Origin of the sequence: Tepidimonas sp. HKU78 (assembly GCF_049860815.1) — a bacterium.
Lineage (GTDB): Bacteria > Pseudomonadota > Gammaproteobacteria > Burkholderiales > Burkholderiaceae_C > Tepidimonas.
Map to the genome: position 1 here is coordinate 1,039,058 of NZ_CP187547.1, position 25,922 is coordinate 1,064,979.

Consider the following 25,922-nt stretch of genomic DNA (forward strand, 5'->3'; position numbering starts at 1 on the left):
TCCCTCGTCCGAGGAAGCCAAAAAAGCGCGGCGAGCTTGTGGTCAGAGATGCAAAAAATATCGTTAACAAGAAACTGTGTCGTCAAATGACGTAAAGTTATTCACAAGGGATCTTTGCCTGCGATGTAGGGGCAGTGCAAGACGCTGAAAAATATAGATTAAAAGCACGCAGGGCCGTTGTACGTACATTGGTGTCACGTGTGTTGTTTGGCCTCCGAAGCCAAAGGTCGTGGGTTCGATCCCCGCCAGCCGCGCCAAATCAATGGGTTACGCGCATCCAACCGCTCCTGGCGAATACGCATGACGGAGTTGTGCAACCGGCGCAATGTGTCCGCGGAGGCTGCGCCGAAAAAAAGACTTGTGGTCCGGGTAAAGCGTGCCGCCAAACGCGTGGCCCATTCGTGGCCCAACCGTGGCCCGAGCAGGCTGGGACTGCTCTGATTTTCGACCATAGGCTCGATGGCCCATCGCTATCGCTAGATAGTGCGCCACCAGTAGCCGGGCGTCGCCTTCGGCATGCCGTCGTGTCGATCACGTACCCTCAGCAGCATTGTCGACGACTTCGAACAGGTCACCGACTTGGATGCCGAAGTAACGGCACAGGGCCTCGACTGCGGGAAGATCGACCCGCGTCGCCGTCTCGTGGTAGAGCAACGCCACGGTGTTGCGGTGCAAGCCCGTGTCTCGGGCGACGTCGCTGATCTTGAGCTTGCGCTTGCGCTCTCCCATCAGTCAGGACAAGTGGCACCTACGCCCAGGCTGGGCAGTGTTTCCCGTGGGTGACAGCGGTCACGATGGCATTGGCGCTCAAGGGGGGGCGGCGGGGGGGGGGTAATTTACCGGTTGGGTGACCTTGCCCGCGAGTTCCGGATCCCATAGCTGAGACCGTTACGCAGCCTGCCTTTTCTGGGCGGCAAGCCAAGCCCGTTCGAATTGCATCGGACTGACATAGCCCAACGACGAATGAAGCCGCCGGTGGTTGTAGAACGTCAGCCAGTCGACGATCTCGTCCATGGCGTCGCGCCGGGTCTTGAAGCGTTTGCCGTGCAGCCTGCCCACCTTGAGCGAGCCCCACAGGCTTTCCGTGGGCGCATTGTCCCAGCAGTTCCCCTTGCGACTCATCGAGCTGCGCATGCCGTAGCCGGTCAGCGCCTTCTGGAAGTCGGCACTGCAGTATTGGCTGCCGCGATCGCTGTGGCATATCAGTCCCGGCGGCGGATGGCGGCGGAACCAGGCCATGTGCAACGCGTCAATCACCAGCTCGCGCCGCATGTGCGGCTGCATCGACCAGCCCACGACCTGGCGGCTGAACAGGTCGATGATCACCGCCAGGTACAGCCAGCCCTCGTCGGTGGCCACATACGTGATGTCGCTCGTCCACACGGCGTTCGGCGTGGCCGGCTTGAACTGCCGATCCACAAGGTTCGGCGCCACCGGCAGCTTGTGGTTGCTGTCGGTCGTAGCCTTGAACTTGCGCTTGCCTCGGGCGCGGATGCCGTGCAGGCTCATGAGCTTGCGAACGCGCTCCTTACCCACCCGAATGCCGCGTGCCAGCAGTTCCTTCCAGATCCGCGGCCAGCCGTACTCGCCACGCGTTTCGGCATGGATCGCTCGGATATGAACCAGCAGAGCATCGTTGCTGATCCCACGTCGTGGTCGTGCCTGGCGCACACGGTGGTCGTGGTACCCACTGGGGCTCACCCCCAGAACTGCGCACGCCACCGACACGGGCCAGCGCTTGCGGTTACGCTCGATCCAGGCGTACTTCACCCCCGCTCCTTCGCGAAGTACGCCGTCGCTTTTCCCAGGATGTCGCGCTCCATCTTGACCCGCGCCAGCTCCGCGCGCAGCCTGGCGATCTCCATCTGCTCTGGGCTCACCGGCTTGCTTCCAGCCCCCGCCAGACGACCGTCTCGGTCCGCACGGATCCAGTTGTGCAGCGTCTGTTGCGCAATGCCCAGGATCTTCGCCGTCGCCGCCATGCTCTGGCCAGCCTTGACCAGCCTGACCGCTTCCAGCTTGAACTCCAGCGTGTAGCGCGCTCTCGTTGCCTTCGTCACTTCCGTTCTCCTTGCCTGTATTCAACCACTCAGCAAGGGATCCGGTTTCCAGGGGCAAGGTCAGGTCTTCTACAACGCCGAGCGTCCGCACCACACCCTCGGCCAGCAATCCCCGCTATCCTTCCTCCTGCAACATCAACCCGAGTGCCAAAGGTACTGGACTCATACATTGACTGGCAATCTATTGCACTAAGTGGTATACTTTTTATGAGAAGGGTATTCCGAACCCGCACCTTCACCCGCTGGATGGCGAAGTCCGGTTTGACCGACGAAGCCTTGTGGGAAGCCGTCGCCGAGATGAGTCAGGGCCTTGTCGACGCGGACTTAGGCGGCCATGTGGTCAAGAAGCGGGTTGCACTGGCTGGCCAGGGCAAGCGGGGCGGAGCGAGGACCATCGTGGCGACCAAGCTGGCTGAGCGGTGGTTTTTTCTGTACGGGTTCGGCAAGAACGAGCGCGCCAACATCGACCAGGACGAATTGAAGGTGTTCCGGGAGATGGCAAAGGAACTGTTGGGTTTCGATGATCGGCAACTGGCGACCGCTCTGATGGCGGGCGAGATCGTGGAGGTGTGTCATGGCAACGACGAAACGTAAGAGTCGAATTCTGGATGAAATGCACGAGACCGCGCGTGGGCTGTACAGCGCAGGACTGATCAGCAAGCGCCGTATGGGCGAGTTCGATGCGCTGTGCCATCTCGATGTCCACGAGATGCCCCCGCAAAAGATCAAGTCCCTGCGTGAGCGGGCGCGTATCAGCCAGGCCGTGCTCGCCGCCGTGCTGAACACCAGCCTGTCAACGGTGCAAAAGTGGGAGGTGGGTGACAAGAAGCCCAGTGGTCCGTCCTTGAAACTTCTCAACCTGATCGAACGCAAGGGGCTTGAAGCCGTGCTGTAGGCTAAACCAGATGGGCGCGCTGTGCTTCGCGAAAGGGCCGGGAAGGATGGCATTCGTAGTGCGCGATAACGAGCATAAGCTCAGAAATCTTTGGCACTCCTATGAATCAGGAGGAGTGCCATGCAAATCCACCCCGTTCTTGAAATTCTTCGTTTCTTCGACAAGCACGGACTGGCCGCGACCCGTGACGCCTTCGGTGTCTCGCGCCGCACGCTCTACCGCTGGAAGGCCACCCTCAAAGCCCAAGGCGGCAACCCGGCTTCCCTGGCAGCGAAGTCCTGCGCGCCCAAAAAGCGCCGAACCCCCAAGACCGACCCCAGGCTGGTGATGGAGATCCGCCGCCTGCGCACGCTATAACCCAATCTCGGCAAGACCAAACTCCACGTGCTCCTTGGCCCTAGGTGCGCCAGGCATGGCATCGCGCGACCCACTGTCTCCACCATTGGCCGCATCATCGCGAAAGCGCCCGACAAGATGCGGCATGCGCCCAGCCGCGCCAACCCCAAGACACGTCAACCGCCCGTCTCGGCCTCGAACCCCACCACCCGTCGGCTCTCCTTGCTGAACTCGATGCCCACCAGGTGGATGGGCACGCGCGCAGCGCGGTACTTGGCGGCGTAGTCTTTGGTTTTCAGTTGCGCGAGGGCCTTGCCTTCCGGTTCGAGCTCGACCACTTTGAACTCGAACAGGTAGATGCGCTCCGGGAGCTTCACCGTCAGATCGATGCGGCCCTGGCTCGTGACGTCTTCGGCGATCAAATCCAGCCCGAGCGCTGCGATGTGGCTGTAGAAGACGCTGGCCCAGTAGTGACCTTGCCCGCGAGTTCCGGATCCCATAGCTGAGACCGTTACGCAGCCTGCCTTTTCTGGGCGGCAAGCCAAGCCCGTTCGAATTGCATCGGACTGACATAGCCCAACGACGAATGAAGCCGCCGGTGGTTGTAGAACGTCAGCCAGTCGACGATCTCGTCCATGGCGTCGCGCCGGGTCTTGAAGCGTTTGCCGTGCAGCCTGCCCACCTTGAGCGAGCCCCACAGGCTTTCCGTGGGCGCATTGTCCCAGCAGTTCCCCTTGCGACTCATCGAGCTGCGCATGCCGTAGCCGGTCAGCGCCTTCTGGAAGTCGGCACTGCAGTATTGGCTGCCGCGATCGCTGTGGCATATCAGTCCCGGCGGCGGATGGCGGCGGAACCAGGCCATGTGCAACGCGTCAATCACCAGCTCGCGCCGCATGTGCGGCTGCATCGACCAGCCCACGACCTGGCGGCTGAACAGGTCGATGATCACCGCCAGGTACAGCCAGCCCTCGTCGGTGGCCACATACGTGATGTCGCTCGTCCACACGGCGTTCGGCGTGGCCGGCTTGAACTGCCGATCCACAAGGTTCGGCGCCACCGGCAGCTTGTGGTTGCTGTCGGTCGTAGCCTTGAACTTGCGCTTGCCTCGGGCGCGGATGCCGTGCAGGCTCATGAGCTTGCGAACGCGCTCCTTACCCACCCGAATGCCGCGTGCCAGCAGTTCCTTCCAGATCCGCGGCCAGCCGTACTCGCCACGCGTTTCGGCATGGATCGCTCGGATATGAACCAGCAGAGCATCGTTGCTGATCCCACGTCGTGGTCGTGCCTGGCGCACACGGTGGTCGTGGTACCCACTGGGGCTCACCCCCAGAACTGCGCACGCCACCGACACGGGCCAGCGCTTGCGGTTACGCTCGATCCAGGCGTACTTCACCCCCGCTCCTTCGCGAAGTACGCCGTCGCTTTTCCCAGGATGTCGCGCTCCATCTTGACCCGCGCCAGCTCCGCGCGCAGCCTGGCGATCTCCATCTGCTCTGGGCTCACCGGCTTGCTTCCAGCCCCCGCCAGACGACCGTCTCGGTCCGCACGGATCCAGTTGTGCAGCGTCTGTTGCGCAATGCCCAGGATCTTCGCCGTCGCCGCCATGCTCTGGCCAGCCTTGACCAGCCTGACCGCTTCCAGCTTGAACTCCAGCGTGTAGCGCGCTCTCGTTGCCTTCGTCACTTCCGTTCTCCTTGCCTGTATTCAACCACTCAGCAAGGGATCCGGTTTCCAGGGGCAAGGTCATAGCCCTCGTACTGCGCGATCGGGTTGTTGCGGTACCAGTCGTGCGGGATGGCGGCGTAGAGGCTGTCGATATGGGTTCTGACCCCGGCGGCCACCCAAAGTGCCCCACTTATGGCCACCCAAACTGAACCGCCCCGGGAATTGAGGAGGCTCCAACTCTTGAGAAGATGGAGCCATGAACAAGACATCGAAGTTCTCACCCGAGGTCCGCGAGCGCGCCGTGCGCATGGTGCAAGAGCACCGGGGCGACTACCCTTCGCTGTGGGCGGCCGTTGAATCGATAGCACCCAAGATTGGCTGCGTTCCGCAGACGCTGCTCGAATGGGTCAAGCGCCAGGAAGTCGATGCCGGCCAGCGCGAGGGACTGACCAGCGGCGAGCGCGAGCGACTGCGGCAACTGGAACGCGAGAACCGGGAACTGCGCCGGGCCAACGACATCCTCAAGGCTGCCAGCGCGTTTTTCGCCCAGGCGGAGCTCGACCGCCGTTTGAAGAACTGAAGCGCTTCGTCGACCAGCACCGCCATCTGTACGGGGTCGAGCCCATCTGCCGCGTGTTGCAGATGGCCCCGTCGTGCTACCGACGCCATGCCGCCCGCCGACGGCAGCCGCAACTGCGCAGCCAGCGGGCCCAGCGCGATGAGGCCCTGATGGCCGACATCCAGCGCGTGTGGCACGCCAACTGGCAGGTCTACGGTGCCGACAAGGTCTGGCTGCAACTCAACCGCGAGGGCATCGAGGTCGCGCGCTGCACGGTCGAGCGCCTGATGCGTGTCATGGGACTGCAGGGAGCACGCCGTGGCAAGACGGTGCGCACCACGGTGCCCGACAAGGCAGCGCCGTGCCCGCTGGACCGTGTCAACCGGGTCTTTCACGCCAGTCAGCCCAACGAGTTGTGGGTGTCGGACTTCACCTACGTCAGCACGTGGCAGGGCTGGCTCTACGTGGCCTTCGTCATCGACGTGTACGCCCGGCGCATCGTGGGCTGGCGGGTCAGTCGCACCATGCAGACCGACTTTGTGCTCGATGCGCTGGAGCAAGCGCTCTATGAGCGGCGACCCGCTGCCAACGCCTTGGTTCATCACAGCGACAGGGGGTCGCAGTACCTCTCCATTCGCTACACCGAGCGACTAGCCGAGGCCGGCATCCAACCCTCGGTCGGCAGCCGGGGCGACAGCTATGACAACGCGCTGGCCGAGACCATCAACGGGCTGTACAAGGCCGAGTTGATTCACCGCCGGGGACCCTGGAAGACCAGGGAATCCGTGGAACTGGCCACCCTGCAGTGGGTGCACTGGTTCAACCACACCCGACTGCTCACGCCGATTGGAGGCATCCCGCTGGCAGAAGCTGAGGCAAACTACTGGAGGCAACTCGCCGTCAGCGACACCTCGATGGAGGCGTCAACTTAAACCCAACAGCCTCCTCGATTCCCGGGGCGGTTCAAACTGCTCCACCCGGCCAGGGGTGACCTGATGCATTGATTGGTGTCTGTCGGTCATCCAATAACCTACAGGCAGGACGTTACTTTCACCCCCTCACCACCGAGGGGACCACTGGAGTGAACGTCTTGAAGCCACACTTGCAAACCACCATCTGGACGCTGTTGCAGGCCAACGCCAGCCAGCGAGAGATCGAACGGGTGACGGGCATTTCCCGCCACACTATCCGCGCCTACCAACAGCGCTTCGCCGCCGAACAGTCAAACTGCCCCGGGGTGGCCACCGGCTCTGAGGCCGTGGCCAGTCAAATTGCCCCACCCCGGCCACCGGCCTCTCTGTCGGCGGCCACCTCCCTGTGCGAACCCCACCGTGAGTTCATCGATGCCCAGCTACGGCTTGGACGCAACGCCATGGCCATCTACCAGGACCTGGTCGACCATCACGGCTTTGCCGGTCAGTACAACTCGGTCAAACGCTTCGTGGCCAAGCTGCGCCACAAGGTGCCCGAACAGTTCGACCGCCTGTCCTTCCTGCCCGGCGAGGAGATGCAGGTCGACTACGGCGAAGGCGCCCCTACCCGAGTAGCGGGCTCTGAGCGGTACCGCAAGCCGCGTCTGTTCGTGGCCACGCTGCGCTACTCGCGGGCCAGCTTTCGTTGCGTGGTCTGGAAGTCCAGCCAACGGGTCTGGGCTGAGCTGCATGAACGGGCCTTTCGGCACTTCGGTGGCTGCCCCCAGTACGTGGTCCTCGACAACCTCAAGGAAGGTGTGCTCACCCCGGACCTCTACGAGCCCGAGCTCAACAAGGTCTACGCCGCCACCCTGGGGCACTACGGCGTGGTGGCGGACCCGGCCCGGGTACGTGATCCCAACCGCAAGGGCACGGTCGAGCATGCCATCGGACACACGCAATCCACGGCCTTGAAGGGCCGGCGCTTTGAGTCCCTTGAGGCCCAGAACGAATTCCTGGCGCACTGGGAGCGCAACTGGGCGGCCAAGCGCATCCACGGTACCGAGCGCCGCCAGGTGCAGGCCATGTTCGAGGAGGAGCGCGCCCACCTCAAGGCGCTGCCGTTGCTGGGCATGCAGTATTTCGACGAGGTCGAGCGCACGGTCTGCGATGACAGCTGCGTGCGGGTGCAGCACTGCAGCTATGCCGCGCGGCCGGCGGCCATCGGGTCGAAGGTGTTGGTGCGCATTTACGTCCAGCGTCTGGAGATCCGGGACATCCGAACGGGCAAGCTGCTACGCACCCATGCCAAGGCCGAGCGCCCCGGTACCGTGGTGCTGCCCCAGGACGAACGGGTCTTCAATCCTTCGCGCGAGACCCGTCTGATCTTGCGCCAGGCCAGCGAGATTGGCGAGCATGCGGCCCGGCTGTGCCAGCTTCTCTTTGCCATCGAAGGCAGGGTCGGCCAACGCAAGCTGTGGGGCATCGTCGGCTTGGTTCGACGTTACCCCGCGCACTGCGTTAACGCCGCCTGCGCCCAGGCGCTCGAGCAAGGCATCTACAGCTACAAACGGGTGCAGGGCCTGACCGAATCCCTCTTTGCCGAGGCGCTGGCTGCGATTGAAGCGCAGGCCAGTGCCAGTAGCACCACCACGGTGGCGGCAGCCGGGTTGACCCAGCAGCACGAGCTGATCCGGGAGGCCGAGGAATACGGTGATCTGTTTGCACAGGCCGCGGCCACCGCTGTTTGCACCATGGTGGCCACTGCCAGCACGCAAAGGAGCCGGTCATGAACATGGTGGAGATCGAACGCGCCCTGCGCGAGTTGCGCCTCTCAGGGATCGCCGAGACCCTGTCGACCCGGGTGATGCAGGCCCAGGCCAGCCAGGAGCCCTTCCTGGAGACCTTGGGCGCCATGCTGCAAGACGAGCTCGACCGGCGCCGCACGCGCCTGCTGGAGCGTCGCTTCAAACGCTCGGGCCTCGACGAGAAGGTCACCCTGGCCGACTTCGACTGGCGATTCAACCCGAAGCTGCCACGGGCCGCCTGCTTCGAGTTGCACACCCTCAAATTCATCGCCGAAGGCGCCAACGCGCTGATCGTGGGCAAGCCCGGCACGGGCAAGAGCCACCTGGCCAAGGCGGTGGCCTACCAGGCCACACTGGCCGGCCACGACGTGCGCTACCTCGAGGCCGACACCGAGTTTGCCCGCTACGCGTTGGGCAATCCCACAGAGCGCAGCGAATTGCTCAAGGCGTGGGTGGAGCCGGATTTGCTGGTTCTGGATGATCTGTTCCTGACGCGGCGCATCAGTGAGCACGCCGCAGAGGTCTTGCAGACCGTCGTGCACCAGCGTTACAAGCTTCGCCGTGCCATCGTGGTGACCTCCAACCGCGTGGTGCAGGACTGGGGCCGATATCTGGGCGACGCCACCATGGCCACCACCATACTGGACAGACTCATGCACCGCTGCGCGATGCTGGAGTTCGAGGGCAAGAGTTACCTGTCAGGTCCCGGACGATTACGTGGTTTGAAGATGAAAAGATCGGGGCGTTGAGCGTACCACTTTTTCAAGGCCTCCAGAGGTGTTATGTGTCCGATTGCCTTCTGGGGTAAATGATGGTTGTACAGCCAAACATAACGGGTCAAGGTAGTCTCGAGGTCCTCGGCGCTGTTGAAGTGATGGGTGGCAAGGACCTCGGCAATACGGCCGTTGAAGCGTTCGACCATGCCATTGGTCTGAGGGTGTCTGGGCTTGGTGAGGCGATGCTCGATGCCAAGGGCCTGGCAGAGCTGATCGAACTCGTGCTTCCCGGACGGTGCGCGCGCGCCTGAGGCGAAGAGGCGATCCGTGAACTCCTTGCCGTTGTCGGTGAGGATGTGCGTGATTCTGACCGGGCAGGTCTTGTGCAAGGCCTTCAGGAAGCTTCTGGCCGCGGCTGCGGTCTTGTTTGGCTTAATCTGGATGAAGACCCAACGGGTGGCGCGGTCAATGGCGACGAAGAGATAACGCCTCTGATGTTCGTCGGGCATCTGCGGCAGGTACTTGACGTCGATGTGCAGGTAGCCCGGCATGTAGGTCTTGAATGGCTTGGAAGCAGGCGCATCCTTGGCTTCACTGGGCAGTTGGGATAGGCCATGGCGCTTGAGCAGACGATACAGCCCAGAACGTGAGGCCCGGGGGTTGATGAACTCCCGTGTGACCACCAGCAGATCGTCAAGGGGTAGCTGGAGGGTCTTGCGCAGCTCCACCACCAAAAGCTCCTGCGCCGGGGTGAGCGTCGTCTGCAAACGATGCGCGGTATGCGGGCGATCTTCCACAAAGTCCCGACGCTTCCAGCGGCGGATGGTGTCTTCGGATACGCCCAACTCGGCTGCCAAGGCCGCAACCGACAAGGACGAGGACTGGATGTAGGCGCGGGTGGCGGGGGTTGTGGTGGCGTTTTTGTGTAGGCGAATAATCATGGTTGAGCGCTCCGGAGGTTGTCGATCAGCTCTCGCATCACTGCGCGACTAACGAAGAGTGCACGACGCGAAGGATCTATGCAATCGTCCGGAACCCTACAGTTACCGCCTCAAGGAGGCCGCCGCTCGCATCGTCAACAGCCCTGAACCGTCATAATCCAGCTGTCCTGCCTGGAGCAGTTTGACCGGCCATAAGTGGAGCATTTTGGGGTGGCCATCGGGGTTCTGAGGCCCGATAGGTCACCCGCGTGCAGCACGTCGTAGAGCCGACTGATCGCCCGTCCCGCCGCCGACGGCGCACCCACCAGCGCCTTGACCAGCGCGTCGTTGAGGGCGCTTTCGACCTCCAGGTTGGGGTAGCCCAAGGTGTATTCGATGCGCGCACCGATGCGGCGCTGGCTGCGAAACGTCAGATAGCCGGTCTGCCACAGCAGCGCCTCGGTGGTCATGCCCTCGACATCGAAGCTGTTGAGCAGCTCGTCATCCGCCCGCAGCGACGCCAGCTCCGGGGTGAAGCAGCCGCGCTGCGTCAACACGTCGATGAGGAACGTCGGCGTGCCCGTCTCGAACCAGTAGGGGCGAAAGACACGTTCCTGAAAAAGCAGCAACAGATCGAAGGGGTTGTAGACCGAATCCCCCAACCAGTTGTAGCCGTTGTACCAGTCGCGGATCGCCTGGCGGTCGAGTCCTTCCAGTTCCGGCGCGAAGACGGTATCGACATCCGCTTCCGTATAGCCACAGATGGCCGAGTATTCCGCCGAGACGGTGATGTCGCGCAGGTTGTTGAGCCCCGAGAAGATCGAGACCTTGCTGAACTTGGAAACCCCGGTCAGAAACGCGAACCGGATGTGGGCGTCCTGATCCTTGATGACGGAGTACAGGTTGCGCAAGCCCTCGCGCATGGCGCGCGCCACCTCCGGCTCGGTTAGGTTGTCCAGGATGGGTTTGTCGTATTCATCGACCAAAACGACGGCGCGCTGGCCAAACCGCTTTTCCCCGGCCTGGATGAGGTTGGCAAAGCAGCCGGCGATGTCGTCCACATTGGGGCATGTGATGCCCAGCCGTTCGCGGTTTTGCTCCAGGTTCCAACGGATGCGCTGATCGAGTTCTGCCCGACTCTGTACCCTCCCCCCGCCGAAGCTGATCCGAATGACGGGATGTTTCTTCCCCCAATCCCACTTGTCGTGGCAGTACAGCCCGCGAAAGAGCGGCTCGTTGCCGGCGAAGAGTTCGGCGAGCGTGTCCAAAAAGAGCGATTTGCCGAAGCGCCGCGGGCGCGAGAGGAAGTAGTACTTGCCTGTGGTGGCCAGCCGGTGCGCAAACGCGGTCTTGTCGACGTAGTAGTAGCCCCCTTCGCGGATGTCGCGGAAGGTCTGGATGCCGATGGGCAGCTTCTTGCGCTTCATGGCGCTGATTATGGGGCGCAAAGGCCGTGCAGCACCCACCTGCCCGAGCCGCCCACCCGCGTTCAGGCATGATAGGCGCCCTATGTGGCGCATCACCACCCTCAACCTCAACGGCATCCGCTCGGCCGTGGCCAAGGGCCTGCCCGACTGGGTCGCCGCCACCGCCCCCGACTTGCTGTGCGTGCAAGAACTCAAGGCACAGGCCGCCGACATGGCGGGTCGTTATGACACCCTGGCGGGGTTGCGCGGGTATTTTCATTTCGCCAAGAGAAAGGGCTACTCGGGTGTGGGCATCTACACCCGGCACGAGCCCAGCGACGTCATCACCGGCATCGGCGTGCCAGAGTTCGACGACGAAGGGCGCTGGATCGAGCTGCGCTTCGACACCCCCGCGCGGCGGCTGAGCGTGGTCAGCGTCTATTTCCCCAGTGGCTCGTCGGGCGAGGAGCGGCAGCAAGCCAAATTTCGCTTTCTGGACCAGGTGGCGCCGGTGCTGGCGCGCCTGGCGCAAGGGCGCGAGGCGCTGGTGTGCGGCGACATCAACATCGCCCACACCGAGCGCGACTTGAAAAACTGGCGCAGCAACCAAAAAAACAGCGGCTTTTTGCCCGAGGAGCGCGCTTGGATGACCGGGCTACTGGGCAGCGGCGCCTGGGTGGACGTGTACCGCCGCCTGTACCCCGACGCCGAAGGCGAGGGCTACACCTGGTGGAGCCACCGCGGCCAGGCCTGGGCCAACAACGTGGGCTGGCGCATCGACTACCAGTTGGCCACGCCGGCGCTGGCCGAGCGCGCGCGCAGCGCGCAGGTGTATAAGGCGCAGCGCTTCAGCGACCATGCACCGTTGACGGTGGGGTACGAGGGGCCGCTGTGGTGAGCGGGCGGCTTGGGGCTTGCCTGGTGCGGTCCTTGGGTGTGCGTTTGGGGTCGAGTGTTGCGTGGTTGCAACGTTTTGCCCCTTTTTCGGGGCTTACCTATCCCCACGTTGGCCCACTTCTGGTGCAATACGGGGCAGCTTCCCCACGGAGGCCGGTCGGGTCTGCCCCGGCCCCTGTTCCAAACCCTGGACAACTCTTGGAGAGATTTCGATGAAAAAGACCCTCATTGCCCTGGCTACCTTGGCCGCTGCCGGAGCCGCCTTCGCCCAGTCGTCGGTCACCCTGTATGGTGTGGCGGATATCGGTTTGCAAGACACCAATGCCCCGGGCAGCAAGCTGCAACTGAACAGCTCGGCCACGATGAACAACGGCAACTCCCGTTGGGGCATCCGTGGTACGGAAGATCTGGGTGGCGGCCTGAAGGCGGGCTTCAACTTTGAAGCGGGTCTGTCGCTCGACGACGGTAAGACGGGCCAAAGCGGTGGCGGTGGCAACTACTTCTCGCGCGCTGCCTACATGACCCTGGCAGGTGGCTTCGGCGAGCTGAGCCTGGGTCGTCGTCTGAACCCGGCGTACTACACCGCTGAGGCTTGGGCACTGACCGGCTATGCCAACTACTTGGCCGGCTTTAGTCAGTTCGGCGCTGCGGTGCGCGGCTTTCGCTACAGCGACATGATCATGTACACCTCGCCGTCGTTCAGCGGGCTGACCGTGCAGTTCGGTCATGTGCTCAAGGGTGACGCCGGTGTGGGCGCGATCAACGATCTGTCGTTGCGCTATGCGCAAGGCCCGCTGTCGGTGGCGTTCGACTATAACAAACAATCCAACGTGCCGGGCAGCAACAAGCACCTCGGCGCCAGCTACGACTTCGGCGGCTTCAAGCTGGCCGGTGCGTGGGCCGATCCAGCGGGTGTTGCGAAGGGCTTTGTGATTGGCGGTACCGTCAAGCTCGGCACCGTGTCGCTGTTGGCGGAATTCGCGCGTGATACGAACGCCGACGACACCGACTTCCTGCTGGAAGCCAAGTACCCGCTGTCCAAGCGCACCTTCGCTTACGCCGCTTACCTGCAGGACGGCAAGAAGAAGAACGGTGCGTTCAATGCTGCCACTGTCGGCAAGAATGTCAACGGCTTCGGTCTGGGCATCCGCCACAACTTCTGATCGACGGTCGTCTGACGGCTGAGAAACCCGCTGCTTCGGCAGCGGGTTTTTTGTGTGCGCCCGGCACGGGCGCACTCTTGTGGGTGAAAGTCCCACCGTAAGTTGATCACAGCGAACGAAGCGAAGCGCAACTGCATGAGGGCGACCGAGTGTGGGGAGGAAGCGTGGAGCGAAACTGCGAGCCGATGGACAAGAACCGGATAGAAGGCGCTGCCGAGCAGGGCGAGCGGGCATGAATCCGCGAAGCTCTCGTGATCAAGGCGAAGCGGCGTAAATCCGGCGGTTGTGCAGTGAAGGAGTGCGTTCTTACCCGGGGAGATCTCGCCTTATGCCTGAAAGGGCGACGTGGTGACACGGAGCGAGAAGTCAGCAGAGGCCATAGTAGCTGCCAGTCGTGGGCGAAGGGCCGAACGAGAAGGAGTGCTTGAGACCATGTCGATGCTGGAAGCAAGGCGTCAGAAGTCTGCGCAAGCAGAGCGGGCGGGGGTAGCGCACGGTGAAGCCGGGCGGGAACCTGTCAGCGACGAAGCGGCCGGCCCGCGACGGGACACCGAGAGCACAGGGCCGGGACTGCTGCAAGCGGTTCTGGCGAGAGAGAACCTGCGGCGAGCATGGAAGAGAGTCAAAGCCAACAAAGGCGCAGCCGGCGTGGATGGGCTGGACATTGACCAGACCGCCCGCCATCTGGTGACGGCGTGGCCATTGATTCGGGAACAACTGCTGCAGGGGAGGTACCGGCCCAGTCCGGTACGACGGGTAACGATCCCGAAGCCGGACGGTGGCGAGCGCGAGCTCGGCATTCCGACGGTCACGGATCGGCTGATCCAGCAAGCACTGCTGCAAGTGCTGCAACCGCTACTTGACCCGACATTCAGCGAGTGCAGCTACGGCTTCCGGCCGGGCCGACGAGCCCACGACGCGATACTGGCGGCGCAGGGCTACATCCAGTCCGGACGGAAGATCGTGGTTGATGTCGATCTGGAGAAATTCTTTGATCGAGTCAACCACGACATCCTCATCGACCGCCTACGCAAACGCATCGACGATGCTGGAATCATTCGGCTGATACGGGCGTACCTGAACAGCGGCATCATGAGCGATGGCGTAGTGTTTGAGCGGTATCAAGGCACGCCGCAAGGTGGGCCGCTGTCGCCGCTGCTGGCGAATGTGATGCTGGACGAAGTGGATAAGGTACTGGAGAAGCACGGCCACTGCTTTGCGCGCTATGCCGACGACTGCAACGTCTATGTCCGTAGTCGGAAAGCTGGCGAACGGGTCATGGCGCTGCTGCGCAAGTGTTACGGCAAGCTGAGGCTCAAGATCAATGAAGCCAAGAGTGCGGTGGCCAGCGTCAAGGGAAGGAAGTTCTTGGGCTACAGCTTCTGGTTTGGCAAGGAGGGCGTCAAGCGCAGGGTGGCCGACAAGCCGATGGCGACGTTCAAGCAGCGGGTGAGGCAACTGACCCGGCGCTCAGGCGGACGCAGCATGGCGGAGGTCATTGAGCGACTGAAACCTTATCTGTTGGGATGGAAAGCCTACTTTGGGCTGGCGCAAACACCGGGCGTCTGGCGATCGCTGGACGAATGGCTGCGCCACCGACTACGGGCGATCCACCTCAAGCACTGGAAGCGGGGTAGCACGATCTACCGGGAACTGCTCAACCTAGGCGCGTCCGAACACGTGGCAAAGCGGGTGGCAGGCAATTCCCGCTGCTGGTGGCGGAATAGCGCGGGCGAGCTCAACCGGGTGCTGACCATTGCCTACTTCGACAAACTTGGCGTTCCCCGTCTCTCATGACCTCAACTTCTCGAACCGCCCGGTGCGGACCCGCATGCCGGGTGGTGTGGGAGGGGCCCGGTCAGGTATCCTGACCGCCCCTATCTCGATGTGCGCCCGGCACGGGCGCACATAAAAAACAACCTCCCGAAGGAGGTTGTTTGAAATCGTGGCGGGCCCACAAGGACCCTTCCCCTGTCCACTCAATACGCGTTAGAAGCGATGGCGGACACCCACGGTGATGCCGGTACGGCTGCGTGCACCGCTCGCCGCATCCAGCACGACCGCGCTGCCGCCGCTGATGCTGGTGTGGTCCACGCCGAAGTAGGCATCGGTGCGCTTGCTGAAGGCATAGTCCACCACGGCCACGTAGAAGTTGGCGTTGCCGTTGGAAGCACCCGTGGCCGAGCCCGACTGCTTACCGCGGAAGTAGTGCGCGCCCAGGTTGAGCTGAGGAGTCAGCTGATAGCCCACGCCCACCTTGAACAGCTGGCGCTTGTTGGCGTCGCCCGGCTGGAAGCCGCCATTGGTCTGGCCGGCCCAGAATTGCCCCAGAATCCGTCCGTCGACGGTATTACGGAAACCCTGGATCGGGTTGGTCACCTTAGCGTATTTCGCCTTGTTCAGGCCATAGCCTGTACTGAAGTACCACGGACCCGTGCGGTACGAACCGCCCAGAGTCCAGGCGTCTACGTCGGTGCCGCCTGGCAGCGTCGTGCGCATGTAGCCGCCGCCGACGGCAAACCCGCTCGCGGAGTAGCGCAGGTAGCCGCCAACCGTCTTCCAGGCGCCACCACCCAGGGTGCCTGCAACGAAGGCAGGCACTTGCGCCTGCGAGGCAGGCAGGCCAGCTTCCAATGCCTTGGTGTCGTTGTTCTCGTCAAACGAATATTGCAGCGAGCCTACGAAGCTGCGGTCCGGCGTTGCGAAGGTGTACTTCAGCATGTTGCTGGTACGCGCGCCCATGGCCATTCCCAACTCAGGCTTGTAGGCTTCCATGTAGGGGGAGTACGGGAACGAAGCGTAGGTGCTGGTCACCACGTCGAACAGGACGTTCCACTGACGTCCGGCAGTCAGGCGGCCATAAGGGCCTTGCAGACCCAGATAGGACAGTTGGAAGAAGGGGGTGGAAACACTGCCGTCATCGGCATTGAGACGGTTTTCCAGCACCACCAGGGCCTTGGACCCGCTACCCAGGTCCTCCTCCACATTGATACCCCAGCGGCTTTGCGACATGCCGCCACCGATCATCCTCGTCAGGCCATCCTTGCCGGCACCTTCGTTGTTGGTGTGGCGCACGGCGGCATCCACGATACCCCACAGCTCCACCTTGCTGGTACCGGCGGACTGGGCCATTGCCACGCCCGCGCCGCACAGCGCCAGGGCAGCCACAATTTTCTTTTGCATACGACAGACTCCTCTTGGATTGAAGTTGTGCGCGAAAAACGATGGGGCGGTATGGCCCGGTCGGCATACTGCAGCCCGGTCGGCATACTGCAACGTTATGGTAGTCAATGGCGCCCTAGAAGCGAACGATCGTTAGAAAAAATTCGTGATTTTCGCCACAGGGGTTTTCCCTTGGTTGCCAGCGCGGCGCACAGGTTACCAAGGCTTTTCCGCGGTCCGTGGTTTTGGCGTGGCTGTTGCTGGCTCGGCCTCGGCGAGCGCCCCGAGAGTTGTGAATCAGCGATCCTGAAGCTCAAGCGCGCGCTGTCGGTGGTAGCGCCCGTCGCCCCGCGTAATCACCGTATCCTGCGGCAGCACCGCGTCGGCGCTCAGAGTGTCCAAACGGCTCACTTGTTCGTACAGCGGGGCGAAGTCGATCTCGGCCAGCCGCAGCAGGTCGTCCAGGTGGTCGAGCACAAAGTAGGTCTGCTGAAAGTCGTCGATGCGGTAGCGGGTGCGCATCACCCGCGCCAGATCGAAGCCCAGGCGGTGGGGCGAGGGGGATTCCAGGCAAAAGCGGCTCTCGGACGCAGACGACACGATGCCTGCGCCGTAGATGCGCAGCGCGCCGCTTTCTCGCACCAGGCCAAACTCCACCGTGTACCAGTACACGCGGGCCAGCATGTCCAGCGCACCCAGGCGCTGCGCACGCAGGCCGCCGTGCCCGTAGGCCTGGATGAAGTCGGCCATGACCGGGTGCATCAGCATCGGCACATGGCCAAACACGTCGTGGAAGACGTCGGGCTCCTGGAGATAGTCCAACTGGTCGGCGCGGCGGATGAACTGCCCGGCGGGAAAGCGCCGGTGGGCCAGGTGCTCGAAAAAGACGTCGTCCGGCACCAGCCCCGGCACGGCGACCACCTGCCAGCCGGTGTGGCGCATCAGCACCTCGGACAGGCGCTCGAAGTCCGGGATGCGGTCGGGCTCGATGGGCAGGCGGCGCATGCCGTCGACGAAGGCGTCGCACGCCCGGCCGGGCAGCAGCGCCATCTGGCGTCGGTACAGCGTGGCCCAGGTGGCGTGTTCCTGCGGGGTGTAGGCGGACCAGTTTTGCGGGATGGTCCAGTCCGGGCTGTCCGGGCGGCCGGCCTCGCCGGCGGCCAGGCCGTGCAGGACGGTGTCAGCGGTTGCGCTCATCGATCGCCCCCATGGCCGGGGCGGTGGCATCGACCCAGTGCGCAAACGCGATGTCGCGCTCGGTCAGCCCCCCGGCATCGTGCGTGGAAAACAGGATGTCCACCCGGTTGTAGACGTTGAACCACTCCGGATGGTGGTCGCGGCGCTCGGCCTCCAGGGCGGCGCGTGTCATGAAGCCGAAGGCCGCGTTGAAGTCCGCAAAGCGCAGCGTCCGGCGGATGGCGTGCCGTTCGGCGTCGAACGTCCAGGCGGGCAATTGGGCGAGAGCGGCTTGCAGGGCGGGGCCTTCGAGCTTGGTCATGGTGGTTTTCCTTCTGTGGGGATCAGGCTGCGGCGGTCTCGACCTTGAGCGTGCCGCGTCGGATCTGGTCGCGTTCCAGGCTTTCGAAAAGGGCCTTGAAGTTGCCTTCGCCAAAGCCCTCGTCGTTCTTGCGCTGGATGAATTCGAAGAACACCGGCCCGAGCAGCGGCTGGCTGAAGATCTGCAGCAGCAGGCGCTTGTCACCACCCGCGGTGGAGCCGTCCAGCAGAATGCCGCGGGCCTGCAGCTCGGCCACCGGCTCGCCGTGGCCCGGCAGGCGTTCTTCCAACATGTCGTAGTAAATGTCGTTGGGCGCGCTCATCAGCGGCACGCCGGCCATCTGCAGGGCGTCCACGCTGGCCAGCAGGTCGTCCGTCAGCAGGGCGATGTGCTGGATGCCCTCGCCGTTGAACTGCATCAGGAATTCTTCGATCTGGCCGTTGCCACCGGAGCCGCCTTCCTCATTGAGCGGAATGCGGATGAGGCCGTCGGGCGCGGTCATTGCGCGGCTCTTGAGGCCCGTGTACTCACCCTGGATGTCGAAGTAGCGGATCTCGCGGAAGTTGAACAGGCGCTCGTAAAACTGTGCCCAGTAGGCCATGCGCCCGCGGTAGACGTTGTGCGTGAGGTGGTCGATGATTTTGAACCCATGCCCCACGGGGTGGCGGCTGGCCGGGTCCTCGAAGCCGGGCAGGAACTCGAAGTCGATGTCGTAGATGCTCTTGCCGTCCTCGTAGCGGTCGATCAGGTACAGCGGCGCGCCGCCAATGCCTTTGATCGCCGGCAGGCGCAGCTCCATCGGGCCGGTGGGGATGTCGATGGGTTGCGCGCCCAGCTCCAGCGCGCGGTAGTAGGCCTTGTGGGCGTCCTTCACGCGGAAGGCCAAGCCACAGGCGCTGGGGCCGTGTTCCTGCGCGAAGTAGTACGCCAGGCTTTTGGGCTCGCGGTTGAGGATGAAGTTGATGCCGCCCTGGCGCCAGAGCTCGACGTCTTTGGAGCGGTGGCGCGCCACGAGGGTGAAGCCCAGGGCTTGAAACAGCGGTTCGAGCACGTTGGGGCGGGGCGAGGCGAATTCGACGAATTCGAAGCCGCACAAGCCCATGGGGTTGTCGAACGGGGTGGTCATGGCAACACTCCAATAGCAATGATCATGGGGTAGAGCATATGCCTGCAATGGCGCAATGGGTTTGCATCGTGCTGCCGGAAAAACCCGAAGATTTGTAAGATTCTTGTGCGTTTATCGTAATTAACGAGAGAAAATTACGCCCAGCCGCGCTTTGCCTGCGGTGCTGGTGCGCGCCGTGCCCCGGCGCAACCGTTCGTCTGGAGTCCGTCATGTCCGCAGCCGTACCGCCCGCTGTGCTCGATGCAGTAGACCGTCGCATGTTGACCCGTCTGCAAGAGGACGGGCGCATTACCAACCAGGCGCTGGCCGAGGCGGTGCACCTGTCGCCGGCGCAGTGCAACCGGCGCCACCGCCGGCTGGAAGAGCTGGGCCTGATTCGCCGCTACGAGGCGCGGCTGGACGCGCCGCGACTGGGGCTGGGGGTGACGGCTTTCGTGCACGTGACCATGGAGCGTGGCCACATCCGCGAAGTGGAGAAGTTTCGCGAGCGGGTGCGCGCCATGACACAGGTGCAGGAGTGCTATGCCGTCACCGGCGACTTCGACTACGTGCTCAAGGTGGTGGCGCGTGACCTCAAAAGCTTGTCGGATTTTTTGCTGGGCACGCTGGCGCAGCTGCCCGGGGTCAATGGGGTGCGCTCCAGCGTGTGCCTGGACGAGATCAAGTGCACCAGCGCGCTGCCGCTGGACTAGCCCCCCAGGCTAGCCGCGGCCGACGAAGGGCATCTGCGTGGCCAGCACGGTGGTGAACAGCACGTTGGCTTGCAGCGGCAGGCGCGCCATGGTCATGAAGGTTTGAACCACCGCGTCCATGTCCATGCGCGCCTCGGGGCGGATGCTGCCGTCGGCCTGCAGCACGCCGGCAGCCATGGCCTCGGTCATGTCGCTGGCCACATTGCCGATGTCGATCTGGCCCACGGCGATGTGAAAGGCGCGGCCGTCGAGTGCGGCGGCTTTGGTCAAGCCGGTGATGGCGTGCTTGGTGGCGGTGTAGGCGATGGAGCCCGGGCGCGGCGTGTGGGCCGAGATGGAGCCGTTGTTGATGATGCGCCCGCCCTGTGGGCGTTGTTCGCGCATGAGGGCGAAGGCCGCGCGCAGACAGTAGAACATGCCATCGAGGTTGGTGCGCACGGCGCGCTGCCAGTCCTCCAGCGCCACCGCGTCGGGCGTGGCGGTGGGTGTGAAGATGCCGGCGTTGTTGAACAACAGGTCCAATCGTCCATGGGCAGCGCGCACGGCGTCGAAGACGGCCTGTACCTGAGCGGGGTCGCCGACGTCGGCCGCGTGCGCGTGGGCCCGCGCGAGCGAGCCCGGCTGGGTCGCGTCGGCGAGTACCGCGGTCTCGTGCAGGGCGGGCACGCGCCGGCCCACGAGCCAGACGGTCCAGCCGTCATGCAACAGTGCGATGGCGCAAGCGCGGCCGATGCCGCTACCTGCGCCGGTGACGAGGGCGATGCCCTGAGGGGAAAGACCCGTGTTCATGGAGCGATTGTCGCGCACACGGGCGCGCATGCGGGCACAATGACGCCACCATGCTGCGCTACCAGACGATACCCGTTACGCCCTTTGCCCAAAACTGTTCGCTCGTGTGGTGCGACGCCACGCGGCAGGCCGCCGTCATCGACCCCGGCGGCGACCTGGACACGGTGCTCGCCACCGCCGAACGACTGGGGTTGGATCTGCGCCAGATTTGGCTGACCCATGCGCACATCGACCATGCGGGCGGTGCGGGTGAATTGGCCGAGCGGCTGGGCGTACCCATCGTCGGCCCGCATCCGGGGGATCAGTTCTGGATCGACGGGCTGCCGCAGCAAAGCCAGATGTTTGGTTTCCCGCCGGCGCGCGCGTTCACGCCCACGCGCTGGCTGTTCGATGGCGACACGGTGACGGTGGGCGAATGCACGCTGCAGGTGCGGCACTGCCCGGGGCACACGCCGGGGCACGTGGTGTTTCATTCGCCCGAGGCGCGGCGTGCTTTCGTGGGGGACGTGCTGTTTGCGGGCAGCATCGGCCGCACCGACTTCCCTGGGGGCGACTACCAGCAGCTGATCGACAGCATCACGCAGCGGCTGTGGCCCATGGGGGACGACACGGTGTTCATCCCGGGCCACGGGCCGGAGAGTACGTTCGGCCGCGAGCGGCGTACGAATCCGTTCGTGGGCGGCACGTGAGCCGGCGCGGGGCAGCGCAGCGTCAACCGGCGCGGCGCGCTTGTTCGTACAGGGCCTCGACCTTGGGGATGTTGGCCTCCAGCTCGCGGATGCGGTTGGGTCCGCTGGGGTGGGTGGACAGAAACTCCAGTCCGTTGTTGCCCGAGGCGGCGGCCATCTTTTGCCACAGCGTGACGCTGGCGCGCGGGTCGTAGGCGCCGCGCGCGGCCAGCTCCAGCCCGACCAGGTCGGCTTCGACCTCGTCTTCGCGGCTGAACTTCAGGCTCAGCAACTGCGTGCCCAAGTCGGCCGCCAGCCGGCCCAGGTCGCCCAAGCCCAGTAACTGCGCGCCCAGCGACAGGCCCAGGCCGGTGGCCTGCGTTTTGGCGATGCGCTCGCGCGCGTGTTCGCGCAGAGCGTGCGCCATTTCGTGCCCCATGACCATGGCCGCCTCGTCGTCCGCCAGGCGTAGCTGGTCCAGGATACCGGTGAAAAACGCGATCTTGCCGCCCGGCATGCAAAAAGCATTGATCTGGCGGCTGCCGATGAGGTTGACCTCCCAGCGCCATTGGCGCGCGCGCTCGTTCCAGGGCAGCGCGTGCGGAATGAGCTGGCGCGCAATGGCGCGCAGCCGCCGCAGTTGGGGGTGGTCGTCCGGCGCGAGCGCCCCCTGGGCGCGGGCTTGCGCCAACATTTGTGCGTACTGCTGCGCGGCCGCTGCCTCGAGCTGTTGCGCGGGCACGAGCGAGCGCAGCTTGGACGGTGGCCCCACTTGCACTTGTCCCCATGCGGGAGCCAGGGCGGTGGCGCCGGCCGCAGCGGCGGCAGCACGCAGAAAGCCGCGGCGTGCGGCCAATGGAATCCGGGCGTTGCACATCCAGCACATGGTGCCATCATAGGCACAATCGCAAGGGGGCGGTGTAAGCGGTTTGTGTCATCGGTAACGGTTGCATCGCTGCTCTCCACGCCCCTCGTTGCCATCCATCACTGTCCCGTCCATGCCCACGCCCCCCGCTGCGTCACCACGTCCCGAAGCGCCACGTTCCGCTCCTGCGTGGTGGCGCGTATTGTGGGACTGGCGCGTCGCCGCCATGGTGGCGCTGGGCTTTTCGGCGGGGTTGCCGCTGTTGCTGATTTTTTCGTCGCTGTCGCTGTGGCTGGGCGAGGCCGGGGTGGAGCGGCGCGCGGTGACGTTTTTCAGTTGGGCGGCGCTGGCGTATTCGTTCAAATTCATCTGGGCGCCGCTGGTGGATCGGCTGCCGCTGCCGGGGCTGTCGGCACGACTCGGGCGGCGCCGCGCGTGGCTGCTGGCCGCACAGTTGGGGGTGGTGGTGGCCATTCTGGGCATGGCGGCCACCGACCCGGCCGCGGGGCCAGCGGCGTTGGCGCGCATGGCAGGGTTTGCCGTGCTGCTTGGCTTCATGTCGGCGACGCAGGACATCGTCATCGACGCTTACCGCATCGAAATCGCGGCTGCCGAGCAACAGGGCGTGCTGTCGTCGGCGTACATCGCGGGCTACCGCATCGGCATGGTGGTGGCGGGGGCGGGCGTGCTGTTTTTGGCCGCGGCGTGGGGGTCTGCCAAGGGCGCCTACGACTACGGTGCCTGGTCGGCCGCCTATGGGGTGGCGGCGCTCGCCATGGCCACGGGGCTGGTCACCACGCTGCTGGTGCCGGAGCCGCGTGCGTCGGCAGCCGTGGCGAGCGCCCCGGCGGGCGAGCACGCCTGGCTGCTGGGGGTGTTTGCCTGCGCGGTCGCGGCGTTCGTGGCGGTGTTTTGGGGTGTGGGCCACGTGTGGGCGGCGTGGGGGTGGGCGGCCCCGGGGCCGCTGGCCGCGCTCGCGTTGGAGGGGCTGCGCCTGGCGCTGGCGCTGGCGGCGGCCTTCGGCGCGGGGGCGGTGCTGGTGCGTGCTGGGCTGGCCAGCCGCGCCGCGGCGCGCCAGACTTGGGTCGAGCCGGTGCAGGCGTTTTTCGAGCGCCATGGCTGGGTCGATGCAGCGTTGCTGCTCGCCTTGATCGGTTTGTACCGTATCTCGGACATCGTGCTGGGGGTCATCTCCAACGTGTTTTATCAAGACCTGGGCTTTTCCAAGCCGGACATCGCCACCGCGGTCAAGACGTTCGGGGTAGTGGTGAGCATCGCCGGCGGTTTTTTGGGCGGGTTACTGGCGCTGCGGCTGGGGGTGCTGCGCGCGTTGTGGTGGGGGGCGTTGCTGTCGGCGCTGACCAATCTGGCGTTCGTGGCGCTGGCGTTGGCTGGGCCACAGCGGCCGCTGCTGTACGCCGTGGTGGCGGCGGACAACCTGGCGGCGGGTTTTGCCAGTGCGGCGTTCGTGGCCTTTTTGTCCAGCCTGACGCAGGTGCGCTTTACGGCGGTGCAGTACGCCATCTTCAGCTCGCTCATGACGCTGCTGCCCAAGGCGCTGGGCGGCTACTCGGGCGCCATGGTGGACGCGCTGGGCTACCCGGGCTTTTTCGTGCTGACCGCGGCGCTGGGGCTGCCGGTGCTGGCGCTGGTGAGCGGGATCGCGCGCCGCGTGGCGCAGCGCGAGCAGGCGCATCTGGCCTCGGCCTCCCCCAAATAGGGGAGCCGGTAAATGCCATTTTTGGCAGATAATGCCAAACGTTCGCTGTCACGTGTCCACAAAGGCCCCTAAAACGAAGCTCACAAGAGGGGCGTCGGTGGCTCGGCATGGCCGCGGTTTACACCGCGGTCGTGCCGGCCCCGTCACCAGCGTAAACGACGCGTTTGCCTGGGGTGTCGGGTGGCGGCGAGTGCCAGTCCCAACGACGTCCTGATGGACTTTGCCGCCACGGTGCACCACCGAGGCGGCTTTTTTCTGTGCGCCCGGCACGGGCGCACTCTTGTGGGTGAAAGTCCCACCGTAAGTTGATCACAGCGAACGAAGCGAAGCGCAACTGCATGAGGGCGACCGAGTGTGGGGAGGAAGCGTGGAGCGAAACTGCGAGCCGATGGACAAGAACCGGATAGAAGGCGCTGCCGAGCAGGGCGAGCGGGCATGAATCCGCGAAGCTCTCGTGATCAAGGCGAAGCGGCGTAAATCCGGCGGTTGTGCAGTGAAGGAGTGCGTTCTTACCCGGGGAGATCTCGCCTTATGCCTGAAAGGGCGACGTGGTGACACGGAGCGAGAAGTCAGCAGAGGCCATAGTAGCTGCCAGTCGTGGGCGAAGGGCCGAACGAGAAGGAGTGCTTGAGACCATGTCGATGCTGGAAGCAAGGCGTCAGAAGTCTGCGCAAGCAGAGCGGGCGGGGGTAGCGCACGGTGAAGCCGGGCGGGAACCTGTCAGCGACGAAGCGGCCGGCCCGCGACGGGACACCGAGAGCACAGGGCCGGGACTGCTGCAAGCGGTTCTGGCGAGAGAGAACCTGCGGCGAGCATGGAAGAGAGTCAAAGCCAACAAAGGCGCAGCCGGCGTGGATGGGCTGGACATTGACCAGACCGCCCGCCATCTGGTGACGGCGTGGCCATTGATTCGGGAACAACTGCTGCAGGGGAGGTACCGGCCCAGTCCGGTACGACGGGTAACGATCCCGAAGCCGGACGGTGGCGAGCGCGAGCTCGGCATTCCGACGGTCACGGATCGGCTGATCCAGCAAGCACTGCTGCAAGTGCTGCAACCGCTACTTGACCCGACATTCAGCGAGTGCAGCTACGGCTTCCGGCCGGGCCGACGAGCCCACGACGCGATACTGGCGGCGCAGGGCTACATCCAGTCCGGACGGAAGATCGTGGTTGATGTCGATCTGGAGAAATTCTTTGATCGAGTCAACCACGACATCCTCATCGACCGCCTACGCAAACGCATCGACGATGCTGGAATCATTCGGCTGATACGGGCGTACCTGAACAGCGGCATCATGAGCGATGGCGTAGTGTTTGAGCGGTATCAAGGCACGCCGCAAGGTGGGCCGCTGTCGCCGCTGCTGGCGAATGTGATGCTGGACGAAGTGGATAAGGTACTGGAGAAGCACGGCCACTGCTTTGCGCGCTATGCCGACGACTGCAACGTCTATGTCCGTAGTCGGAAAGCTGGCGAACGGGTCATGGCGCTGCTGCGCAAGTGTTACGGCAAGCTGAGGCTCAAGATCAATGAAGCCAAGAGTGCGGTGGCCAGCGTCAAGGGAAGGAAGTTCTTGGGCTACAGCTTCTGGTTTGGCAAGGAGGGCGTCAAGCGCAGGGTGGCCGACAAGCCGATGGCGACGTTCAAGCAGCGGGTGAGGCAACTGACCCGGCGCTCAGGCGGACGCAGCATGGCGGAGGTCATTGAGCGACTGAAACCTTATCTGTTGGGATGGAAAGCCTACTTTGGGCTGGCGCAAACACCGGGCGTCTGGCGATCGCTGGACGAATGGCTGCGCCACCGACTACGGGCGATCCACCTCAAGCACTGGAAGCGGGGTAGCACGATCTACCGGGAACTGCTCAACCTAGGCGCGTCCGAACACGTGGCAAAGCGGGTGGCAGGCAATTCCCGCTGCTGGTGGCGGAATAGCGCGGGCGAGCTCAACCGGGTGCTGACCATTGCCTACTTCGACAAACTTGGCGTTCCCCGTCTCTCATGACCTCAACTTCTCGAACCGCCCGGTGCGGACCCGCATGCCGGGTGGTGTGGGAGGGGCCCGGTCAGG

At 64.2% G+C, this 25,922-nt stretch carries 25 protein-coding genes and 1 other annotated feature; of the genes, 13 read left to right on the forward strand and 12 right to left on the reverse strand.

Translation table 11 applies throughout. From position 1 onward, the window contains the following. Nucleotides 1-531 precede the first annotated feature (531 nt). Nucleotides 532-729: a helix-turn-helix domain-containing protein gene (locus tag ACPYIS_RS05070; RefSeq protein WP_424859856.1), complete on the reverse strand. Its 198-nt coding sequence runs from the start codon at nt 727-729 to the stop codon at nt 532-534. A 159-nt stretch (nt 730-888) separates the two neighbouring features. After that, nucleotides 889-2,060 (reverse strand): IS3 family transposase gene (locus tag ACPYIS_RS05075; RefSeq protein ID WP_424859250.1). Its coding sequence is split into 2 segments (ribosomal slippage): nt 889-1,805 and nt 1,805-2,060, totalling 1,173 coding nucleotides; the frame shifts between segments, so codons are not numbered across the junction. Nucleotides 2,061-2,321: 261 nt separating this feature from the next. On the opposite strand from ACPYIS_RS05075, the gene ACPYIS_RS05080 reads away from it, so the two are divergent. From ACPYIS_RS05080 to ACPYIS_RS05090, 3 genes are all read left to right on the forward strand, one after another. Beyond that, nucleotides 2,322-2,654 carry a type II toxin-antitoxin system RelE/ParE family toxin gene (locus ACPYIS_RS05080; protein ID WP_424859855.1) on the forward strand — a complete coding sequence of 111 codons (333 nt, stop codon included), beginning with the start codon at nt 2,322-2,324 and terminating at the stop codon, nt 2,652-2,654. Continuing rightward, entirely contained in the window at nt 2,635-2,955 is a 321-nt protein-coding gene (locus ACPYIS_RS05085) for a helix-turn-helix domain-containing protein (protein WP_217086332.1), read from the forward strand. The genes ACPYIS_RS05080 and ACPYIS_RS05085 overlap by 20 nt, the downstream gene beginning before the upstream one ends. A gap of 120 nt (nt 2,956-3,075) precedes the next feature. Further along, nucleotides 3,076-3,312 (forward strand): hypothetical protein, encoded by a 237-nt coding sequence (locus tag ACPYIS_RS05090; protein ID WP_409786069.1) that lies wholly within the window; start codon nt 3,076-3,078, stop codon nt 3,310-3,312. Nucleotides 3,313-3,467: 155 nt separating this feature from the next. Here the strand turns inward: ACPYIS_RS05090 and ACPYIS_RS05095 are convergent, their stop codons facing one another. Then, the gene (locus ACPYIS_RS05095; protein ID WP_425973942.1) at nt 3,468-3,791 is read right to left on the reverse strand and encodes a PD-(D/E)XK nuclease domain-containing protein; all 324 of its coding nucleotides are present in this window, start codon (nt 3,789-3,791) and stop codon (nt 3,468-3,470) included. 11 nt (nt 3,792-3,802) lie between these two features. Continuing rightward, a protein-coding gene (locus tag ACPYIS_RS05100; protein WP_424859250.1) for an IS3 family transposase occupies nt 3,803-4,974 on the reverse strand; the annotation gives its coding sequence in 2 pieces (ribosomal slippage) (nt 3,803-4,719 and nt 4,719-4,974; 1,173 coding nt in all). Between the two features lie 238 nt (nt 4,975-5,212). On the opposite strand from ACPYIS_RS05100, the gene ACPYIS_RS05105 reads away from it, so the two are divergent. The 3 genes from ACPYIS_RS05105 (at nt 5,213) to istB (ending at nt 8,983) form a co-directional block, all read left to right on the forward strand. Further along, nucleotides 5,213-6,447 (forward strand): IS3 family transposase gene (locus tag ACPYIS_RS05105; protein WP_425973944.1). Its coding sequence is split into 2 segments (ribosomal slippage): nt 5,213-5,504 and nt 5,504-6,447, totalling 1,236 coding nucleotides; the frame shifts between segments, so codons are not numbered across the junction. Then, nucleotides 5,491-5,607 (forward strand) — a sequence feature (AL1L pseudoknot). Its footprint overlaps the gene before it by 117 nt. A 149-nt stretch (nt 6,448-6,596) precedes the next feature. Further along, nucleotides 6,597-8,219, forward strand: coding sequence for an IS21 family transposase (gene istA / locus ACPYIS_RS05110; RefSeq protein ID WP_425973945.1), 1,623 nt, complete (start codon nt 6,597-6,599; stop codon nt 8,217-8,219). Next, nucleotides 8,216-8,983, forward strand: a complete 768-nt coding sequence (gene istB / locus ACPYIS_RS05115; RefSeq protein WP_425973946.1) for an IS21-like element helper ATPase IstB — start codon at nt 8,216-8,218, stop codon at nt 8,981-8,983. The genes istA and istB overlap by 4 nt, the downstream gene beginning before the upstream one ends. Here the strand turns inward: istB and ACPYIS_RS05120 are convergent. Both ACPYIS_RS05120 and ACPYIS_RS05125 read right to left on the reverse strand, forming a co-directional pair. Further along, nucleotides 8,926-9,891, reverse strand: a complete 966-nt coding sequence (locus ACPYIS_RS05120; protein ID WP_424859323.1) for an IS481 family transposase — start codon at nt 9,889-9,891, stop codon at nt 8,926-8,928. The two genes, istB and ACPYIS_RS05120, sit on opposite strands and share 58 nt — an antisense overlap. A gap of 134 nt (nt 9,892-10,025) precedes the next feature. Beyond that, on the reverse strand, nt 10,026-11,297 hold the full coding sequence (locus ACPYIS_RS05125; protein ID WP_425973947.1) for an AAA family ATPase: 1,272 nt from the start codon (nt 11,295-11,297) through the stop codon (nt 10,026-10,028). A gap of 82 nt (nt 11,298-11,379) precedes the next feature. Between ACPYIS_RS05125 and ACPYIS_RS05130 the strand changes: the two genes are divergently transcribed. The 3 genes from ACPYIS_RS05130 to ltrA (ACPYIS_RS05140) all read left to right on the forward strand — a co-directional run bounded on the left by ACPYIS_RS05130 (nt 11,380) and on the right by ltrA (ACPYIS_RS05140) (nt 15,133). Then, nucleotides 11,380-12,174 carry an exodeoxyribonuclease III gene (locus tag ACPYIS_RS05130; RefSeq protein WP_424859853.1) on the forward strand — a complete coding sequence of 265 codons (795 nt, stop codon included), beginning with the start codon at nt 11,380-11,382 and terminating at the stop codon, nt 12,172-12,174. Between the two features lie 211 nt (nt 12,175-12,385). After that, nucleotides 12,386-13,336: a porin gene (locus tag ACPYIS_RS05135; RefSeq protein ID WP_424859852.1), complete on the forward strand. Its 951-nt coding sequence runs from the start codon at nt 12,386-12,388 to the stop codon at nt 13,334-13,336. Between the two features lie 432 nt (nt 13,337-13,768). Further along, nucleotides 13,769-15,133, forward strand: coding sequence for a group II intron reverse transcriptase/maturase (gene ltrA / locus ACPYIS_RS05140; RefSeq protein WP_424859842.1), 1,365 nt, complete (start codon nt 13,769-13,771; stop codon nt 15,131-15,133). Nucleotides 15,134-15,325: 192 nt separating this feature from the next. On the opposite strand, the gene ACPYIS_RS05145 is transcribed toward ltrA (ACPYIS_RS05140), so the two are convergent. The 4 genes from ACPYIS_RS05145 to hppD form a co-directional block, all read right to left on the reverse strand. Then, entirely contained in the window at nt 15,326-16,519 is a 1,194-nt protein-coding gene (locus tag ACPYIS_RS05145; protein ID WP_425973949.1) for a porin, read from the reverse strand. Nucleotides 16,520-16,795: 276 nt separating this feature from the next. Continuing rightward, entirely contained in the window at nt 16,796-17,695 is a 900-nt protein-coding gene (gene phhA / locus ACPYIS_RS05150; protein WP_424894990.1) for a phenylalanine 4-monooxygenase, read from the reverse strand. Next, nucleotides 17,679-17,996 carry a 4a-hydroxytetrahydrobiopterin dehydratase gene (locus ACPYIS_RS05155; RefSeq protein ID WP_144326637.1) on the reverse strand — a complete coding sequence of 106 codons (318 nt, stop codon included), beginning with the start codon at nt 17,994-17,996 and terminating at the stop codon, nt 17,679-17,681. Before ACPYIS_RS05155 ends, phhA begins: the two co-directional genes overlap by 17 nt. Before the next feature lie 22 nt (nt 17,997-18,018). After that, the gene (gene hppD, locus ACPYIS_RS05160; protein WP_424894991.1) at nt 18,019-19,122 is read right to left on the reverse strand and encodes a 4-hydroxyphenylpyruvate dioxygenase; all 1,104 of its coding nucleotides are present in this window, start codon (nt 19,120-19,122) and stop codon (nt 18,019-18,021) included. A 209-nt stretch (nt 19,123-19,331) separates the two neighbouring features. On the opposite strand from hppD, the gene ACPYIS_RS05165 reads away from it, so the two are divergent. Further along, nucleotides 19,332-19,814, forward strand: a complete 483-nt coding sequence (locus ACPYIS_RS05165) for an Lrp/AsnC family transcriptional regulator (RefSeq protein WP_424859847.1) — start codon at nt 19,332-19,334, stop codon at nt 19,812-19,814. Nucleotides 19,815-19,823: 9 nt separating this feature from the next. Here ACPYIS_RS05165 and ACPYIS_RS05170 read toward each other — a convergent pair whose 3' ends face one another. Further along, complete coding sequence (locus ACPYIS_RS05170; RefSeq protein ID WP_424859846.1) at nt 19,824-20,603, reverse strand: SDR family oxidoreductase; 780 nt, start codon at nt 20,601-20,603, stop codon at nt 19,824-19,826. 50 nt (nt 20,604-20,653) lie between these two features. Here ACPYIS_RS05170 and ACPYIS_RS05175 point away from each other — a divergent pair, with 50 nt between their 5' ends. Continuing rightward, nucleotides 20,654-21,292: an MBL fold metallo-hydrolase gene (locus ACPYIS_RS05175; RefSeq protein ID WP_424859845.1), complete on the forward strand. Its 639-nt coding sequence runs from the start codon at nt 20,654-20,656 to the stop codon at nt 21,290-21,292. Between the two features lie 22 nt (nt 21,293-21,314). Here the strand turns inward: ACPYIS_RS05175 and ACPYIS_RS05180 are convergent, their stop codons facing one another. Further along, nucleotides 21,315-22,157, reverse strand: a complete 843-nt coding sequence (locus ACPYIS_RS05180) for a M48 family metallopeptidase (protein ID WP_424859844.1) — start codon at nt 22,155-22,157, stop codon at nt 21,315-21,317. Between the two features lie 112 nt (nt 22,158-22,269). Between ACPYIS_RS05180 and ACPYIS_RS05185 the strand changes: the two genes are divergently transcribed. Both ACPYIS_RS05185 and ltrA (ACPYIS_RS05190) read left to right on the forward strand, forming a co-directional pair. Next, nucleotides 22,270-23,856, forward strand: a complete 1,587-nt coding sequence (locus ACPYIS_RS05185) for an AmpG family muropeptide MFS transporter (RefSeq protein ID WP_424859843.1) — start codon at nt 22,270-22,272, stop codon at nt 23,854-23,856. Nucleotides 23,857-24,491: 635 nt separating this feature from the next. After that, on the forward strand, nt 24,492-25,856 hold the full coding sequence (gene ltrA, locus ACPYIS_RS05190; protein ID WP_424859842.1) for a group II intron reverse transcriptase/maturase: 1,365 nt from the start codon (nt 24,492-24,494) through the stop codon (nt 25,854-25,856). The last annotated feature ends 66 nt before the right edge of the window (nt 25,857-25,922 follow it).

Excerpts from the sequence above, each read along its gene's own strand:
- ACPYIS_RS05070 (WP_424859856.1), bottom strand. The coding sequence starts at position 729 with ATGGGAGAGCGCAAGCGCAAGCTCAAGATCAGCGACGTCGCCCGAGAC.
- ACPYIS_RS05085 (WP_217086332.1), top strand. The coding sequence starts at position 2,635 with ATGGCAACGACGAAACGTAAGAGTCGAATTCTGGATGAAATGCACGAG.
- ACPYIS_RS05090 (WP_409786069.1), top strand. The coding sequence starts at position 3,076 with ATGCAAATCCACCCCGTTCTTGAAATTCTTCGTTTCTTCGACAAGCAC.
- ACPYIS_RS05095 (WP_425973942.1), bottom strand. The coding sequence starts at position 3,791 with ATGGGATCCGGAACTCGCGGGCAAGGTCACTACTGGGCCAGCGTCTTC.
- istB (WP_425973946.1), top strand. The coding sequence starts at position 8,216 with ATGAACATGGTGGAGATCGAACGCGCCCTGCGCGAGTTGCGCCTCTCA.
- ACPYIS_RS05120 (WP_424859323.1), bottom strand. The coding sequence starts at position 9,891 with ATGATTATTCGCCTACACAAAAACGCCACCACAACCCCCGCCACCCGC.
- ACPYIS_RS05125 (WP_425973947.1), bottom strand. The coding sequence starts at position 11,297 with ATGAAGCGCAAGAAGCTGCCCATCGGCATCCAGACCTTCCGCGACATC.
- ACPYIS_RS05130 (WP_424859853.1), top strand. The coding sequence starts at position 11,380 with ATGTGGCGCATCACCACCCTCAACCTCAACGGCATCCGCTCGGCCGTG.
- ACPYIS_RS05135 (WP_424859852.1), top strand. The coding sequence starts at position 12,386 with ATGAAAAAGACCCTCATTGCCCTGGCTACCTTGGCCGCTGCCGGAGCC.
- ltrA (WP_424859842.1), top strand. The coding sequence starts at position 13,769 with ATGTCGATGCTGGAAGCAAGGCGTCAGAAGTCTGCGCAAGCAGAGCGG.
- ACPYIS_RS05145 (WP_425973949.1), bottom strand. The coding sequence starts at position 16,519 with ATGCAAAAGAAAATTGTGGCTGCCCTGGCGCTGTGCGGCGCGGGCGTG.
- phhA (WP_424894990.1), bottom strand. The coding sequence starts at position 17,695 with ATGAGCGCAACCGCTGACACCGTCCTGCACGGCCTGGCCGCCGGCGAG.
- ACPYIS_RS05155 (WP_144326637.1), bottom strand. The coding sequence starts at position 17,996 with ATGACCAAGCTCGAAGGCCCCGCCCTGCAAGCCGCTCTCGCCCAATTG.
- hppD (WP_424894991.1), bottom strand. The coding sequence starts at position 19,122 with ATGACCACCCCGTTCGACAACCCCATGGGCTTGTGCGGCTTCGAATTC.
- ACPYIS_RS05165 (WP_424859847.1), top strand. The coding sequence starts at position 19,332 with ATGTCCGCAGCCGTACCGCCCGCTGTGCTCGATGCAGTAGACCGTCGC.
- ACPYIS_RS05170 (WP_424859846.1), bottom strand. The coding sequence starts at position 20,603 with ATGAACACGGGTCTTTCCCCTCAGGGCATCGCCCTCGTCACCGGCGCA.
- ACPYIS_RS05175 (WP_424859845.1), top strand. The coding sequence starts at position 20,654 with ATGCTGCGCTACCAGACGATACCCGTTACGCCCTTTGCCCAAAACTGT.
- ACPYIS_RS05180 (WP_424859844.1), bottom strand. The coding sequence starts at position 22,157 with ATGTGCTGGATGTGCAACGCCCGGATTCCATTGGCCGCACGCCGCGGC.
- ACPYIS_RS05185 (WP_424859843.1), top strand. The coding sequence starts at position 22,270 with ATGCCCACGCCCCCCGCTGCGTCACCACGTCCCGAAGCGCCACGTTCC.
- ltrA (WP_424859842.1), top strand. The coding sequence starts at position 24,492 with ATGTCGATGCTGGAAGCAAGGCGTCAGAAGTCTGCGCAAGCAGAGCGG.